The organism is Plantibacter sp. Mn2098 (assembly GCF_049319745.1).
GTDB lineage: Bacteria > Actinomycetota > Actinomycetes > Actinomycetales > Microbacteriaceae > Plantibacter.
In genome coordinates, this window is the sequence record NZ_JBMOUH010000009.1 from 72973 (window position 1) to 88229 (window position 15257).

Sequence of the window (15257 nt, forward strand, 5' to 3'; positions counted from 1 at the left end):
GTGAAGCAGGGGCCGGAGCATCTTCGGCCCCTGCTTCGTCGCGCGCCGGGACCGCGACCGGTTCGGGGACCGAGTCCGCACGCGCGGCCGGTCGCCGCGAACGCATCGGGGTGATGGGCGGCACGTTCGACCCCATCCACCACGGTCACCTCGTCGCGGCATCGGAAGTCGCCCAGCATTTCGACCTCGATGAGGTCGTATTCGTGCCGACGGGGGAGTCCTGGCAGAAATCCGGCGTGACGGACAGCGAACACCGCTACCTCATGACCGTGATCGCCACGGCGAGCAACCCCCGCTTCACGGTCAGCCGCGTCGACATCGACCGCGACGGACCCACCTACACGGTCGACACCCTGCGGGACCTGCATCGCGCTCGGCCGGACGCCGAGCTCGTCTTCATCACCGGCGCGGACGCCGTCGCTCAGATTCTGAGTTGGAAGGACGCCGCGGAGGTGTGGGACCTCGCACATTTCGTTGCTGTGAGTCGTCCGGGACACGATTTGAACGTTTCCGGATTACCACAGCACGACGTAAGCTTGTTGGAAGTTCCGGCCCTAGCGATATCGTCCACGGATTGCCGGAGCCGGGTGAGTAAGGGCTTTCCGGTCTGGTATCTGGTTCCCGACGGTGTCGTGCAGTACATCAGCAAGCACCACCTGTATCGGAGTGAAGTTTCATGACCGCGTCGCCAGAGAACGCGCCCATCACGCGGCGTCAGGCAAGAGAGACCCAGCAGACCGCTGGCGGCACCTCTGAATCCGCCGCGCCATCCGCAGGAGCGGTCGGCGGGGAAGCCGAGGCTCCGCGTCGTCGCCGTGCATCCACGTCCGAGCCGGTCGCGGGTGGAGCCATCCCAGCCGTCAATGAGCAGGCGGAAGCCGACGCCAAGTGGGCCGCTGCGCCGCCCGTGGTTCCTGCCGCATCCACGCCTGCCGCATCGGCACCTGCCGCTCCGGCGACCTCGCCGGCTGCGCCGGCCGCCACCGGTGGGCTGACGCGTCGTCAGCTGCGCGACCTCGAACGCACCGGGTCGCTCGAACGCCCGCCGGCTGCGCTCATCGCTCCTCCGGTCGAGGACGTCGCTCCTCCCGTCGCGACGCCTCCACGTCCACCGGCCGCTGTGGTCGCTCCCGCGCCGCGCCCGGTGGCTCCCATCCCGCAGAAGCCCACGGAGAAGCCGCGCGCCGAGAAGCCGCGCACTCCACAGCCAGAAGCCGAGCAGGTCGTCATCCCCACCCCGGCGAACCCCGTCGCACCGAGGACGCCGCAGCCGCCCGTCGGCATGCCGACCCTCGTCGAGCAAGCCAACGGCGGACGCCAGGCCGACCTCGCTCCGGCGCAGGCGATCGACGTCTCCGACCGCGACGACATCTCGGAGGATCCCGCCTCCACCCTCTCCAAGGGATTCGGACGCGACTCCATGCTCGTGGCGGCCCTCGAAGCCGAGAAGCAGGCGCAGCTCGATCGCGACGTCGCATTCGAGGATCTGCTCGGCAACGGCATGACGTCCACCGGATCCGTGACGACGAGTTCGCTCATCATTCCGGTCGCGCCGTCGCAGGCTGCCGCCGGAGCGACCTCGAACGCCACGGGTGAGGTGCTCATCACCGGATCGATCGAGCTCCCACGCGGACTCGGCGCCTCCGGTCAGGACCCGCACCACTTCGACGGCGCAGACGTCGACAAGCTGTTCGAGTCCGACGAGATGCCGCCATCCGTCACGGCCGCGTCGCCCGTTGCGGCGAGCAAAGCCGTGAGCAGTCACGGCTCAGCCAGGGACGTGGTGCCCGCCACCACGAACCAGAGCAACAAACTTCTGATGGCCCTCGCGATCGCGGCAGCGGTACTCGCTGCCGGTGTGCTCGCGGTGCTCGTCATCGGATACTTCAGCGGGGCGTTCTGATCCCGTCACACAACAACCCGGTGCGCCACGGCGCACCGGCAGAGGAGTGCACCACATGACCCTTGCCGACACCACGCTCGAGATCGTGCAGCGTGCGGCCACGGCCGCAGAGTCGAAGAACGGCGACGACCTCGTCGCGCTCGACGTCTCCGGCCCGCTGCCGTTCGTCGACGCCTTCCTGATCGTCACCGGACGCAGTGAACGCAACGTCATCGCCATCGCGGGTGAGATCGAGGACCAGCTGAACCTGGCCGGCACCAAGACCCTGCGCCGCGAGGGCAAGTCCGAGGGTCGCTGGATCCTGCTCGACTTCGGCGAGGTCGTTGTGCACGTCTTCCACGAGGAAGAGCGCGTGTACTACTCGCTCGAACGCCTGTGGAAGGACTGCCCCGTCCTGCCGCTGACGACGAGCGAACCCCAGCCGGTCCAGTAATCAGGACACATCGGATCGACTTCTCCGGCGAAAGTGGTCAAAACCACTTCCAGGATGTAGTAATCTAGATGAGTTGCTTCCGCTCCGGCGGAAACAATTTGGGTCTGTGGCGCAGCTGGTAGCGCACCTGCATGGCATGCAGGGGGTCAGGGGTTCGAGTCCCCTCAGATCCACCAAACAACACCAAGAAGGTTCAACTTCTCTCCGAAACGTCTCGGAAGAAGTTGGACCTTTTTCGTTTCCCCGGCGTGACGTGTGTCGACGCTGTTCGTCGGTATGGCGTCATCGCCGGAGAGTGCGGTCGGTTCGGATGATGGGTGTCAGCCACGCGACGAGTGGTGCCGCGGTGTGGATCGCGTTCACCGGAACGATGCCGGTCCTGACGTCGGGGATGCATCATCTCGATCCGGTCGGGGTCATTCTGGGGTCGTTCGTCTGCGCCGGGGCCGCATTGCTGCCGGACGCCGACCATCACAGTGCCACGATCGCGCAGTCGGTCCCGGTGTTCGGGAGGCTCGCGACAGGAGCTGTCGGCGCCGTGTCCGGCGGGCATCGCCACGGCGCGCACTCGCTCATCGCCGCGGCCGTCGTCGGGGCCATCGCCTGGCTGCTCACGCTGTTCTCGGTGACCCGCGACGGGCTCGGCACCTTCTCCATCGGGACCGCGATCGGTGCGGCGGCGCTCGTGTGCTTCGGGGTGAAGGCCAGGGGACTCGTGCGCTCGTGGGGGTACGCGTGGGTGATCGGCGCGTTGCTCGGCACGGTGATGGTGTTCTTCGCGCCCGACAGCATCGAGTGGTTCCCGTACGCCGTGGTGATCGGGTTCGTGGTGCACCTGGCCGGAGACTTCCTGACGACCGGTGGGCTGCCGGGGCTGTTGTGGCCGATCAAACCGCGGCCGCCACGGGCTTGGCGGAGGACGCCCGTCCTCAGCCGGATGTGGATGTCGAACGGGTACGTCGCCCTGCCGATCCTCGGGAACACAGGGTCCGCACGGGAGATCGTGCTCGGTGCGATCCTGGGACTCTACGTCCTCGTCGGCATCGTGTTCGAGTCGCTCATCGGCTTCGGCGCCGACGTCTCGGCCCTGTTCTGACCCGACCCGCACCGCGAGGGACTAGAGGCCGTGGGCCGCGAAGATGGCCTCGGCACGGTCACGCATGGTCTCGTCGTCGTCACCGGTCGCATAGACGGCATCGAGTTCCTCGCTGATCGCCGGCCCGAGCGCGTCGAAGCGGCGACGCCAGCGTTCGGCGTCCCGTCGCCAGTACCCCATCGTCATCCAGTCCGACGTCGGCCACCGCAGTTCGTGCCGCAGATGACGGCGCACGGCGCGCATCTCGCCGGCCTCGCCCGAGAACCAGACGTACCCGCGCTCCGCTCGCGCAGTGAGCCGGCGGACCTCCGCGAGCAGATCGAGCGGCTCGTCGCCCGCGGCCCACACAACACGATCGGTCGGTCGCAGGGCGAGCGGCGGCGCGTCTGGCTCGGCGAGATCGAGCACGGCGACCACCGGCGGGGCGTCCGGGTGATCCGCGTGCTCCTCGAGGATGCGGGCGATGGCCGGCAACGCCGTCGCATCACCCACGAGCGCGATCCAGGACGTCCCCGGCGGCGGCGCATAGTGGCCGCGAGGCGATCCGAGCATGATGACGTCGCCGATGCGAGCGGCAGCAGCCCACGCGGCGGCCGGCCCATGGCCGTGCAGGACGAAATCGACCTCCATCGTGCACGTCGCCGGGTCCCATCGGCGCACCGTGTAATACCGGGTGAACGGGCGAGCGGCCGACAATGCGGAGCAGACATCCGCATCGGTCCTGTCCTCGCCGTCGCAGCGATCCGTCTGCGCGGACGCGCCTGGGAACACGATGGAGAGGAACTCGTCCGCGCGGCCGGAGGAGATGAACGACTCGATGCCCAACACGGGTGTCGAGGCATCGACGTCCTCACCGAACAGCGCGGCGTCCGTGTGTCCACTGCCACCGCTGACCGGGCCGAGGGTGACCCGCATCATCGTGCGGGCCACCCGTGCGGTCCCGAGCACGGCGGCTCGGAACCAGACGGCGTCAGAGGTGCTCAAGCACGGTCCCCTCGAACTCCTTGAGCCATTCGTTCGCCGTCACGTAGCTCGTGATGATGGTGCGCATGCCGTAGACGTGGTGCGACTGTGCGACCTCGGTGCGGGTGAACAGCTCGTTGTCGAGGATCGCCTGGATCGCCGGAGGGACACTGCCATCGGCGTTGAGCGGGTGCACCGCGACGGTGACGCTCGAGAAGACCGTTCCGAGCTGTTCGAGCGGGTACGAGCCGTAGCCGCTGTCGTCCTGTTCGACGGGCACGCCCGGGCCGTACTTCAGACCGAGTTCGTTGACGACCAGATTGCCGATCGACCCGGTTGGCTGCTGGATCGAGAACTGCCCTGCGTCGTCGCCGAGGGAGAAGTGCACCCAGGTGTTGCTCGACATCTGCTTCGCGTACTGCGACTTCAGCCGGTCGAGCGTGGCCGTGTAGGTGGCCTTCGCCTCCGTCCAGGAGTCCGTCTTGCCGACGGCGGCAGCGAGCTGTTCGGTGACCGCAGCCCAGTCGCCGCGGCTCTTCCCCTTTGCCACGATCGTCGGTGCGATCGCCGACAGCCGCTTGTACGTCGCTTGATCGATCTCGTCCGCATCACCGACGATGATGTCCGGCTTCTCCTTCGCGATGGCCTCGAAGTTCACCTCGCCGAAGGTGCCGATGGTCGGCAGTCCCTTCACGAACTGCTGCTCCTCGGGCGTGAACTCCTTGATCCACTTGCCGTAGTCCTGGGTGGCGATGGGCTTGACGCCGAGGGACATCAACTGCCACGGGGTGTCGTAGGACGCCGCGACGACGCGCTCGGGGGAGACGGGGGCCTCGACCGTGCCGTAGGCGGTCGTGAGCGTGTGGGTCTCACCGGAGGCTGTGCCGGACGATGCCGTGGTGCTGCTGCAGGCGGTCAGTACGGCAGCAACGAGTGCGATGCCGACGACCCGGGTCAGCGCACGCGCTGCACGACGGGTGGAACGTGGCGATGCGGGGGCGACGGTCGCGACGGGGGAGATGGAATGCATTGGGGGTGTGGGCACAGAAAACTCCATCGAGTTAGGTTAGGGATACCTAATTCTGACGAGTGGGTGACTGCGTGGGCAAGTCAGAATCACGAGATTCAGGCCGTGGATCGGTCGACTTCCATCGTGAATCGGTCACCGGCGTCATCCTGGCTCGCCCGACGAGCGACGGAACCCGGCGTCACTCCGGTCATCCGGCGAAATGACGCGCCGAACGCCGCCGCAGTGCGGAACCCCGTCGCCCTGGCGACCGTAGCGACGCCATCGCCTCTGGACAGTCTCTGCATCGCGAATCTGATGCGTGCCCGCTGACGCCAGTCCGAGATGGTCAGACCCGTCTCCGAGCGGAATCGCCGCGTGAGCGTGCGGACGCTCACCTTCGCGTCCGCGGCCCACTCCTCGATGGTCCGGGGATCCGCAGGGTCACGGAGGATCGCATCGGTCACCACGCGCACCCACGGCGTGGACGGCAACGGGAGGTCGACCGTGAGACGCGGGGTCGGCACGAGCAGGTCGAGGGCGAACGCCTCAGCGTGCCGTCTCGCGGTGTCGTCGAGGTCGTCCTGCATCAGGTGGGACAGCACCTGGTCGAGGAGTGGAGGCGGAACCAGGACCGCGACCTGTTCGAGTCCCGGTCGGGTGTCATCTGGGGCGAGCCAGCTGCAGAGCAGCGAGCTGCCGGCCGCCGCGTGCACCTCGTGCGGGACGTCCGCCGGGATCCAGATGCTCGCTCCGCCCGGGATCGTGTACACGGCCTGCGCGGTGCTGACGGTGAGCGGACCTTCGATGCCCCAGAGCAGCTCGTGCGCCCGATGTGCGTGCATGGGCCACGACTGGCCGTCGACCTCGCTCGCCGGTGTTTCGATGCGGTGGGACGCGAGTCGGATGGGGGCGTCGGAACCGCCCGGCTCGTAGCGCCGTCGCCACTCTGCGATGTCGTGCAGGGGGTCGTCGATGCGGATGGTCGGGGCCACCCCATGAGCATACGAGATGCGCAGAAGGGAGGAGTGCTGGATATTCTTCTCCCATGACTCGACGACCGCTCAGCCCCCTCCGCCGGGCGGCCGCCGTCCTCGGCGTCGTCCTCGCGGTGGCCGTGTGCCTCTCCGGTGCTGGCTGGGTCGGGTCTGTCGTCTCGGAGCCGGCCGCGGGGGACACCGTGGCGCAGCCGACCCCGCCTCCCCTCGTCATTCGGGTGAACCAGCTCGGCTATGGCATCGGCGACAGCAAGAGCGCCTACGTCCTGGAGAGCGCTGCGGCGGCATCCGACACCGACGGGTTCCGGATCGTCGATGACGCTGGACGGACCGTGGTGACGGCCGAGGCCGGGAAGGTGACCGGTGCCTGGAACGACCGCTACGAGCGCGTCCGCCGCATCGACTTCACCGCGTTCGACCGCCCGGGCGAGTACCGGATCGAGCACGGCGATGGTGCGGACGTGGTCGCCTCGCCACGATTCCGCATCGCATCACGCGACGAGCTGATGCAGCCGATGCTCGCCGACACCGTCACCTTCTTCCAAGCGCAGCGGGACGGGGACGACGTCGTACCGACCGTCTTGGATCGGAAGCCGTCCCACCTCCTCGACCACACCGCGGACGTGTACGCGGATCCGACGTTCTCCGAGGACGGGGACGTCCTCGAATCCCCGCTCACCGTCACCGGTGGTCCGATCGACGTCGCCGGTGGCTGGTTCGATGCGGGCGACTACCTCAAGTTCACCGGGACGACGGCGTACGCGACCATGGAGCTGCTCCTCACCCAGCGGACCAGGGCGGATGTGCCCGGACTCGCCGATGAGAGCGCCATCGGCCTGCGGTGGCTTGACCGCATGTGGGACGGCGCCAGCCGAACCCTGTACGCCCAGGTGGGCATCGGCTCCGGCAACGACGACGTGCTCACGGATCACGACGTCTGGCGGCTGCCGGAGAGCGATGACAGCCGGCCCACGAGTCCGACCGCTTCGGACTACGCCGTCTCCCATCGGCCGGTGTTCCGCGCCAACACGCCGGGAGGGCCCATCAGCCCCAACCTGGCCGGGCGGGTAGCCGCGGTCTTCGCGATCGCCGCGCAGCAGGAGTCCGATCCGGCGGCGGCGAAGGCCGGGTTCGAGAAGGCGGCGGCCGTCTATCAGCTTGCAGACACCGCGCCGGACGGGCTCAGGACCACCTTCCCGAACAACTTCTATCCGGAGGAGTCCTGGCAGGACGATCTGGAGCTCGGCGCCGTCGAGCTGTCGATCGCAGCGCGCGTCGTCGGCGACGCTCGTGCGGACGAATGGCAGGCCCAGGCTGCCGCATGGGCGGCGGCGTACATCGCGTCGGACACCGTCGGCACCCTCGAACTCTCCGATGTGAGCGCGATCGCACACGGTGAACTCATCGCCCACGGCAAGCGATCCTCACCAGCGCTCGTCGCCGACCTCAGACGACAGCTGGACAGCGGCGCGCTTGCAGCTGCGGACGACCCGTTCTCGTCAGGGGTCGACTACGGAGGATTCGACGCCGTCCCACACGCGTTCGGCCTGGTTGCGACCGCTGCGATCTACGAACGCGCTACGGGCGACGACTCCTACTCCTCGATGGCGACCGCGCAACTGGACTGGGTATTCGGCGCGAACCCGTGGGGCACGAGTTTCGTGATCGGCGCGGGGGAGGTGTTCCCGCAGTGCCCGGCCCACCAGGTCGCGAACCTCGTCGACGGGGCCGTGCTGACGGGCGCCGTGGTGAACGGGCCGAACGGCGAGGACGTGTTCTCCGACATCGATCTGATGGAGGGGATGCGACCGTGCTCAGCTGATGCCGCGGAGGGGGTTCCCTGGGCGGAATTCGACGGCAACGGGTCGAGATACCTCGACGACGTCGGCGCCTGGCAGACCTCCGAACCGGCCCTCGACTTCACCTCGACGGCGTTGCTCGCGTACGGGTTGTTCGCACCGGCGCCATGAGGCGGCGTCAGGCGGCGCCGGTGGCACCCGGACTCAACCCCGCGCCGGAGCGTGACCGGTTCAGCCGCCGACGACCACGGTGAGCCGGCCGAACCGCGAGAGGTGACGCTCCCCGTCCGGATATTCGTGGGTGGCGATGACCGGCCGCCCCGTTGCAGCCGCCAGTTCTGCCCAATAGCCCGTGACGTCGGCGGCGGCACCGGACGCCGCCGAGGCGATCAGCATGCCGGGTTCGAGTCGCGCGGCGACGGCGGCGCTCGGCCCGTCGGGTGCGCCGTGGTGCGGGAGGATCCACACGCACCCTGCAGCATCGGCCCGGTCGACGATGCGCTGCCAGCGCTCCTCGGAACCGCACTGGTCTCCGCTGATCACCACGGGTGGAATCGCGGCATCGTCGGCGCGGAGGACAAACACCGCTGAGTCGTCGTTCGTACCCTCCGAGAGCTCGTCGAGGATCTCGGCGAGCCCGCCGTCACCGGCCTGGGCGAGCCGTCCGACGAGCGACGCGGTCGGCGTCTGCTCATTCGCGGACGGATGCACCCGGTCGAGGCGCCATCCGCTGTCGGACCACAGCTCCTCGGCCGGTGACGCGTCCCAAGTGCGGATGTCGGTTCCACCGTCACCGAGGATCGTCAGGAGATCGAGGTACTCGGTCACGAGCTGGAACTGTCCGTGGGGGCTGTCGACGTCGGCGTTCCGTTCGAACCCGACAAGCCAGTCCGCGCCGGGTTCCGGGCGCGCGAACCGTCCGTACGGCAGGTGTGCGACGCCGACCGGGAACTCCCGCGCGACGGCGAGGAGCCCCTGTGCGTGGTCGCGGTGGAGGTGGGTGAGGACGAGTGCGTCGACGTGGGTGACCCCGGCGCGCCGCAACCACGTCGTGGCGTCGATCCGTCCGGGCCACGCGCGTTCGTCTCCGCCGTCGACGACGCTCACCCGGCCGTGCGGGCCGAGGATGACGGTGCAGCTGCCCTGCCCGACATTCAGCACGTGCACCTCGACATCGGCATGGTGCAGGGGGTCGGCGTCGTCGTTCGATGCGTCGGGGACGGGGCTGGAGTCGCGCGGCATGCGTCAACTGTTGTGGACAGCGGTGTCCGATCGGCGAGCGGGAGGTGAACGGCTGGTGCGCGCCATCGATTTCACCCTCACGGCGTGACGAACACTCGTTCGGAAGCACCGAACCGATTCCGTCCGACCCCGGTCGCCGGATGGGCGCCGCCTGTGGAGCATCGTGGTGGTCATCCCCGGTTCACGGCCGACCAACGGGGAGTTCATCCGCCGGTCGTTGTCGTCCTGACGACCCCCTGATGGGGTGGGTCCCGTGCGCCGCTCGGTGCACCATCCGCAAGGTTCAGGAGTTTCAGTGAAATCCACTCGTACCCGTGCCGGGCTCGCGCTCGGCCTCGTCATCGCCATCGGTCTCACGGCGGCACCGCAGATGGCCAGTGCAGCAGCCTGGACGAGACTGCCGGACTACCAGCGTTGGACCGGCTTCAACGCGCTCGAGCGCGGCCAGGGCGTCGCCACCGACGGAACGTACTACTACTACAACGGCCCGTACAGCATGGTGAAGGCCACGATCTCGAACGACCACGAGGTCGCATCGAGCGCCGCCGCCATCCCGAGCCAGCTCAGCAGCCAGTTCAAGGTCGACCACATCGGCGACATCGACTACACGGGCGGTCTCGTCGTCGCGCCGCTCGAGGACGGCAAGGCCGGCTACCAGCACCCGCTCCTGGCCCTCTACGACGCCAACACGCTCGGCTACACGGGCCGCTACGTGCAGCTGCCGCTCGCAACGATGCCCGGCGGTGTGCCGTGGGTCTCCGTCGACGAAGCCGCAGGGCTCGTCTACACGGCACCGTGGAACCAGGACGTCGCTCAGGGCACGAACCAGATCGTGGCCTACAGCCTCAACGACCTGCTGACGCTCCCGGCGGGTTCCACCATCCCGGTGGTCAAGACCATCACGCTGTCACGCGCGCTCAGCCGCATCCAGGGAGCCACGATGCTCCGCGGCAAGCTGTACGCATCGGTCGACATCAAGGGCGACAAATCCGTGTACTCGATCGACCTCACCTCCGGCGCGGTCACGTGGGAGTTCAACCAGGACGTCGAACCGGGTGACGAGGTGCAGGGCATCACGGCGATCGACCGTGGCGGCAACGACTTCCAGCTCGACGTGCTCAATGTCGGCTCCGGCTGGAAGTCGATCTTCATGTACCTGCAGCACTACAAGCTGAACTGACCAGGCTCCACTGAACGAGCGGTCCGTCGGCTTGCGCCCGGCGGGCCGCTCTGGTCGTTCCGGGGGAGTGCCGGGCGAGTTCCAGGGGGAGTGCCGGGCGGGTTCTGGAGCACAGAACCGAGTCCCTCGACATTCACGATCTGTTCACCGCGCAGTCGTTCGGAGGGCCCCGAATCGAGAGGTTCGCTCTGCCACTGTGTTCACGTAAGCAAACCCCGGTTCTGCTCTGCCGAACAGAATCCGCGGAAGTGCTTGAACACCTCGGATCCGCACCCGACGGTCCGCATCCATCCGCTCCGACCCCAAGGACCGCCGTGCCCGACGTCTCTCTCCGCTCGCTCTCGAAGTCCTACCCTGGCGCACGAGGGGCGAAGCACCACGCCCTCCACGACGTGGAGTTCACCGTCCCGGACGGCGAATTCGCCGCGATCCTCGGCCCGAGCGGCTGCGGGAAGTCGACGACCCTCCGCATCGTCGCCGGTCTCGAGCGCACGGACACCGGGAGCATCTCGATCGGCGGACGCGACGTCACCGCCGTGCCCAGCTCGGAGCGCGGGCTCGCGATGGTGTTCCAGAACTATGCGCTCTTCCCGCACCTGAGCGTCGCCGAGAACATCGTCTTCGGGCTCAAGGTCAGGCACCTGTCGAAGGACGAGCGAAACACCCGCCTCGCGGAAGCGGCGAAGCAGCTGCGCCTCGAGCCCTACCTCGACCGCCGTCCTGGTCAGCTCTCAGGCGGCCAGCGCCAGCGCGTCGCGCTCGGTCGGGCCCTCGTCAGCGGCGCGCAGCTCATCCTCATGGACGAGCCGCTCTCGAACCTCGACGCTCGCCTCCGCGCCGAGATGCGCACCGAGATCCGCGAACTGCAGCAGCGCCTCGGGCTCACCGTCCTCTACGTCACCCACGACCAGGTGGAGGCCATGACCATGGCCGACCGCGTCATCGTGATGCGCGACGGCGGCGTGGACCAGATCGCCTCCCCGGAGGAACTGTACGCGCGCCCTGCCTCAGCACCGGTGGCACGCTTCATCGGGTCGCCGCCCATGAACCTGGTGGAGGCAGCTCGCGACGGGCTCGACCTCGTGCTCGGCGACGGGACGCGCCTCGATGCGACCGAGCTCTTCGCCGGTCACGCCGCAGAGCTCCCGAGCGAGCTCCTCGTCGGCATCAGGCCGGAGGACGTGCTCGTCGGGCGAGCTCCCGCCGACCGGACGCTCGGGCCCGCGCTCAGCATCCCGGCCGTCCCCGGCCGTCAGGAGCTCCTCGGAGCCGACCGGCTCGTGACCTACCTCGTCGGCGGCGAGCGGGTCCACGTGCGCGTCAAAGCGAGCGATCCGCTGCCCGTCGTGGACACCCTTCGCGTCCCGATGCACCAGGTCCACCTGTTCGACCGGGCGACGCAGCACCGCATCGAGCCGGCGCCGCGCGAGACGCTCGCCGCCATCGCCTGACGGATCACCGTCCCCACAACCTCTCCCTCCCTCGCACCACGCTCCACACATCACACCCGACACACCGGTTCAAGAAAGGACCAACAGCCCCATGTCATCCACCCGCACGAAGCTCATCGCGGTCGCAGGCACGGCAGCGATCGCTGCAACGCTCCTCGCCGGTTGCTCCTCGCAGAGCGCAAGCGAGACCTCCTCCAAGGAGGTGAGCATCGACTTCTACTACCCTGACCAGGTCGGCACGCTCGGCACCCTCATCGACGGCTACCTCAAGGACTTCGCCAAGGAGCACCCGAACATCCACGTCAAGGGTGTCTACTCCGGTGACTACGACCAGACCCTGACCGCCGTCAACACGGCGATCGACGGCAACAAGGCTCCCGCGCTCGCGATCATGGACCAGTCGTTTATGCACGACCTGGTCGAGCGCAAGGCGATCACGAGCTGGAACGACTTCCTCACCACCGACGACGACAAGCAGTGGCTCGACGGCTTCTACCCCCAGTTCATGTCGAACTCGATCGACGACAAGGACAACGTCTGGGGTGTGCCGTTCGCCCGCTCCACGATCGTCCAGTACTGGAACAAGGACTTCTTCACCAAGGCCGGCCTCGACCCCGAGAAGGGCCCGGACAGCTGGGACTCCCTCGTCGCCGACGCCAAGGCGCTGCAGGAGAAGGCCGAGGCCAAGTGGGGCGTCTTCATCCCCACCTCGACCGGCACCGCGTACTGGCTCTACCAGGCGCTCGTGCAGCAGGCCGGCGGCGACGGCGCGATCAGCAACGCCGCGGGCACGAAGGTCACGCTCGACACGCCTGAGAACGTGAAGGCGCTCGAGTTCTGGGCGTCGCTCGGCAAGACCGAGGGTGTCGCCCCTGACACCGAGGTCGCGTGGGGCACGTCGACCGACGACTTCATCGCCGGTCAGACGGGCATCCTCTGGACCACGTCCGGCCGTATGGCGACCATCCAGAAGAAGGCCGCGTTCGACTGGGGCGTCTCGGCGCTCCCGGCCGGCAAGGGCGTCGGAGCTCCGACCGGCGGTGGCAGCCTCATGCTGTTCAACGCAGGCGTCTCCAAGGAGCAGCAGGAAGCCGCCGTCACCCTCGCCAAGTTCCTCACCACGCCCGAGCGTGCTGCGGACGTCTCGGTGAAGTCCGGCTACATCGCCACGTCCGACGCAGCCTGGAACACGCCGGAGATGCAGGCGTACGTCAAGGAGTTCCCGCAGGCGCAGGCGGCACACGACGCCGTCGCGGACGCGATCCCCGAGATGGCGACCTACGACCGCGACCGCGTCGTCTACCAGACGCTCGCTCCGGCACTGCAGTCCGTCCTCCTGAACGGTGCAGATGCCAAGACCGCGCTCGCCAAGGCCCAGAAGGACATCGACGCCATCCTCGCCACCCACAAGTAGGCGTGCCACACCCTCTCTGATCGGTTCACCACATGATCGACGCCCCCGTGGCGCCTGACCAGCAGCAGCGGTCGGTCCGGAACTTCTTCCGGGCCGGCCGCCGCCTGCCGGACACGCCCTTCGCGTACCTCCTGCTCGTCCCAGCGTTCGTCTTCCTGATCCTCTTCACGGTCAAGCCGATGCTCGCCTCGGTGGTCAGCAGCTTCAGCAACCGAGCCGGTGACGAATTCACCCTCGACAACTACGCCGCGTTGGCCTCCGACGAGGTCTTCATCCGCTCGCTCACCAACAACCTCGCGTTCTCCCTCATCACGGTGCCCGTCTCGCTCGCGCTGGCGATGTTCCTCGCGGTGCTCCTGCACCAGCAGATGCGCGGCCGCGGGTTCCTCCGGGCCGGCGTCTTCGCACCCGCCATCCTGCCGGTCGTCGCCATCGCCGTCATCTGGATGTACTTCTACCAGCCGAACATCGGCGTGTTCAACAGCATCCTCGGCGCCGTCGGGCTGCCGACGCCGAACTGGCTGGGCGACCCCGCGCTCGTGCTGCCGTCCCTCATGGTCATGATGGTGTGGAAAGAGGCCGGGTTCTTTATGATCTTCTACCTCGCAGGGCTCCAGGCGATCGACCCCGAGCTCGAAGAAGCCTCGCAACTGGAGGGCACGAGCAAGTTCCGCCACTTCTGGAAGGTGAGCTTCCCGCTGCTGATGCCGACGACGCTCTTCGCCGCGATCGTCGCGCTGTCCGACAGCATCAAGATGGTCGACTTCGTGTTCGTGATGACGCAGGGCGGGCCTGACAACGCCAGCACCCTGCTGCTCTTCTACATCTACCGGGTCGCGTTCTCCCAGCACTGGCCCCAGTACGCCGCAGCGATCTCGATCGTGGTCGTCGTCGTCCTCGTGGTGCTCGCCGTGCTGCAGATCCGCCTGATCGATCGCAAGATCCACTACCGCTAGGAGTCACCATGGATCGCATCCTCACCGCGTCAGACCGGTTCGAGATGGTCCTCGCCTGGATCGCCGGGCTGCTCTGGCTGGCGCCGCTCGCCTACGTGATCATCCGAGCGTTCATCATCGAGTCGCCCGGCGGCGTGTCCTTCGGGTTCGAGAACCTCGTCGGGGCGTGGGAACGCGCGCCGTTCGGCCAGTACTACCTCAACACCACGATCCTCGTGGTCGGGATCACCCTCGCGCAGCTCGTCATCGGCGTCTTCGCCGCATACGCCTTCGCGCGGTACCGCTTCTCGTTCAAGGACGCGCTGTTCATCTTCGTGCTCATCCAGTTGATGATCTTCCCCGAGGTGTTCATGTCGGAGAACTACCGGACGATCGCGTCGCTCGGACTCCTCGACACGATCACGGGCATCGGGCTCCCGTACGTCGCGAGCGCCTTCTGCATCTTCTTTATGCGGCAGGCGTTCCTCACCGTGCCGAACGAGCTCGTCGAAGCCGCCGAGGTCGAAGGGGCTTCGCGTCTGGAGATCCTCTGGAAGGTGTTCATCCCGGCCGCGAAGCCGAGCCTGATCGCCTACGCGCTCGTCTCGGTGTCGACACAGTGGAACAACTTCCTCTGGCCGCTCATCGTGGCGACAACGGACGACACCCGTCCCATCACGGTCGGCCTCGTCCGCTTCCTCGCCCCGGAGACCGGTCTCGACTTCCCGAAGATGGCGGCCGGAACGGTCATCGTGATCGCGCCGTTGCTCGCGGCGTTTGTGATCGGTCAGCGCGGGTTCATCAACAGCTTCCTGCGTTCCGGCATCAAATGAGCCG

At 67.7% G+C, this 15257-nt stretch carries 14 protein-coding genes and 1 tRNA gene; 11 read left to right on the plus strand and 4 right to left on the minus strand.

Annotation, left to right across the window (positions count from 1 at the left end; genetic code table 11):
- Nucleotides 1-104: 104 nt before the first annotated feature.
- The 5 genes from nadD to ACL9RL_RS14685 all read left to right on the plus strand — a co-directional run bounded on the left by nadD (nucleotide 105) and on the right by ACL9RL_RS14685 (nucleotide 3432).
- On the plus strand, nucleotides 105-680 hold the full coding sequence (nadD, locus tag ACL9RL_RS14665; protein WP_422781179.1) for a nicotinate-nucleotide adenylyltransferase: 576 nt from the start codon (nucleotides 105-107) through the stop codon (nucleotides 678-680).
- Nucleotides 677-1903: a hypothetical protein gene (locus ACL9RL_RS14670; protein WP_422781014.1), complete on the plus strand. Its 1227-nt coding sequence runs from the start codon at nucleotides 677-679 to the stop codon at nucleotides 1901-1903. Before nadD ends, ACL9RL_RS14670 begins: the two co-directional genes overlap by 4 nt.
- A 55-nt stretch (nucleotides 1904-1958) precedes the next feature.
- A complete protein-coding gene (gene rsfS / locus ACL9RL_RS14675; protein ID WP_422781015.1) occupies nucleotides 1959-2336 on the plus strand; it encodes a ribosome silencing factor in 378 nt (125 codons plus the stop codon).
- A 100-nt stretch (nucleotides 2337-2436) separates the two neighbouring features.
- Nucleotides 2437-2512: transfer RNA gene (locus tag ACL9RL_RS14680), tRNA-Ala, on the plus strand.
- 137 nt (nucleotides 2513-2649) lie between these two features.
- Nucleotides 2650-3432 carry a metal-dependent hydrolase gene (locus ACL9RL_RS14685; RefSeq protein WP_422781016.1) on the plus strand — a complete coding sequence of 261 codons (783 nt, stop codon included), beginning with the start codon at nucleotides 2650-2652 and terminating at the stop codon, nucleotides 3430-3432.
- A 21-nt stretch (nucleotides 3433-3453) separates the two neighbouring features.
- On the opposite strand, the gene ACL9RL_RS14690 is transcribed toward ACL9RL_RS14685, so the two are convergent.
- The 3 genes from ACL9RL_RS14690 to ACL9RL_RS14700 all read right to left on the minus strand — a co-directional run bounded on the left by ACL9RL_RS14690 (nucleotide 3454) and on the right by ACL9RL_RS14700 (nucleotide 6396).
- A complete protein-coding gene (locus ACL9RL_RS14690) occupies nucleotides 3454-4416 on the minus strand; it encodes a siderophore-interacting protein (RefSeq protein ID WP_422781017.1) in 963 nt (320 codons plus the stop codon).
- Entirely contained in the window at nucleotides 4403-5440 is a 1038-nt protein-coding gene (locus ACL9RL_RS14695) for an ABC transporter substrate-binding protein (protein ID WP_422781018.1), read from the minus strand. The genes ACL9RL_RS14690 and ACL9RL_RS14695 overlap by 14 nt, the downstream gene beginning before the upstream one ends.
- Nucleotides 5441-5520: 80 nt before the next feature.
- Nucleotides 5521-6396 carry an AraC family transcriptional regulator gene (locus ACL9RL_RS14700; RefSeq protein WP_422781019.1) on the minus strand — a complete coding sequence of 292 codons (876 nt, stop codon included), beginning with the start codon at nucleotides 6394-6396 and terminating at the stop codon, nucleotides 5521-5523.
- Nucleotides 6397-6449: 53 nt separating this feature from the next.
- On the opposite strand from ACL9RL_RS14700, the gene ACL9RL_RS14705 reads away from it, so the two are divergent.
- A complete protein-coding gene (locus ACL9RL_RS14705; protein ID WP_422781020.1) occupies nucleotides 6450-8369 on the plus strand; it encodes a glycoside hydrolase family 9 protein in 1920 nt (639 codons plus the stop codon).
- A gap of 60 nt (nucleotides 8370-8429) precedes the next feature.
- On the opposite strand, the gene ACL9RL_RS14710 is transcribed toward ACL9RL_RS14705, so the two are convergent.
- Nucleotides 8430-9440, minus strand: a complete 1011-nt coding sequence (locus ACL9RL_RS14710; protein WP_422781021.1) for a ComEC/Rec2 family competence protein — start codon at nucleotides 9438-9440, stop codon at nucleotides 8430-8432.
- Nucleotides 9441-9735: 295 nt separating this feature from the next.
- Here ACL9RL_RS14710 and ACL9RL_RS14715 point away from each other — a divergent pair, with 295 nt between their 5' ends.
- The 5 genes from ACL9RL_RS14715 to ACL9RL_RS14735 all read left to right on the plus strand — a co-directional run bounded on the left by ACL9RL_RS14715 (nucleotide 9736) and on the right by ACL9RL_RS14735 (nucleotide 15253).
- Complete coding sequence (locus ACL9RL_RS14715; RefSeq protein ID WP_422781022.1) at nucleotides 9736-10620, plus strand: hypothetical protein; 885 nt, start codon at nucleotides 9736-9738, stop codon at nucleotides 10618-10620.
- Between the two features lie 314 nt (nucleotides 10621-10934).
- Nucleotides 10935-12071 carry an ABC transporter ATP-binding protein gene (locus ACL9RL_RS14720; RefSeq protein WP_422781023.1) on the plus strand — a complete coding sequence of 379 codons (1137 nt, stop codon included), beginning with the start codon at nucleotides 10935-10937 and terminating at the stop codon, nucleotides 12069-12071.
- Nucleotides 12072-12162: 91 nt separating this feature from the next.
- Entirely contained in the window at nucleotides 12163-13485 is a 1323-nt protein-coding gene (locus ACL9RL_RS14725; RefSeq protein WP_422781024.1) for an ABC transporter substrate-binding protein, read from the plus strand.
- A gap of 32 nt (nucleotides 13486-13517) precedes the next feature.
- Entirely contained in the window at nucleotides 13518-14441 is a 924-nt protein-coding gene (locus ACL9RL_RS14730) for a carbohydrate ABC transporter permease (protein WP_422781025.1), read from the plus strand.
- An 8-nt stretch (nucleotides 14442-14449) separates the two neighbouring features.
- Entirely contained in the window at nucleotides 14450-15253 is an 804-nt protein-coding gene (locus ACL9RL_RS14735) for a carbohydrate ABC transporter permease (protein WP_422781026.1), read from the plus strand.
- The last annotated feature ends 4 nt before the right edge of the window (nucleotides 15254-15257 follow it).

Excerpts from the sequence above, each read along its gene's own strand:
- ACL9RL_RS14670 (WP_422781014.1), top strand. The coding sequence starts at position 677 with ATGACCGCGTCGCCAGAGAACGCGCCCATCACGCGGCGTCAGGCAAGA.
- rsfS (WP_422781015.1), top strand. The coding sequence starts at position 1,959 with ATGACCCTTGCCGACACCACGCTCGAGATCGTGCAGCGTGCGGCCACG.
- ACL9RL_RS14685 (WP_422781016.1), top strand. The coding sequence starts at position 2,650 with ATGGGTGTCAGCCACGCGACGAGTGGTGCCGCGGTGTGGATCGCGTTC.
- ACL9RL_RS14705 (WP_422781020.1), top strand. The coding sequence starts at position 6,450 with ATGACTCGACGACCGCTCAGCCCCCTCCGCCGGGCGGCCGCCGTCCTC.
- ACL9RL_RS14710 (WP_422781021.1), bottom strand. The coding sequence starts at position 9,440 with ATGCCGCGCGACTCCAGCCCCGTCCCCGACGCATCGAACGACGACGCC.
- ACL9RL_RS14725 (WP_422781024.1), top strand. The coding sequence starts at position 12,163 with ATGTCATCCACCCGCACGAAGCTCATCGCGGTCGCAGGCACGGCAGCG.
- ACL9RL_RS14730 (WP_422781025.1), top strand. The coding sequence starts at position 13,518 with ATGATCGACGCCCCCGTGGCGCCTGACCAGCAGCAGCGGTCGGTCCGG.
- ACL9RL_RS14735 (WP_422781026.1), top strand. The coding sequence starts at position 14,450 with ATGGATCGCATCCTCACCGCGTCAGACCGGTTCGAGATGGTCCTCGCC.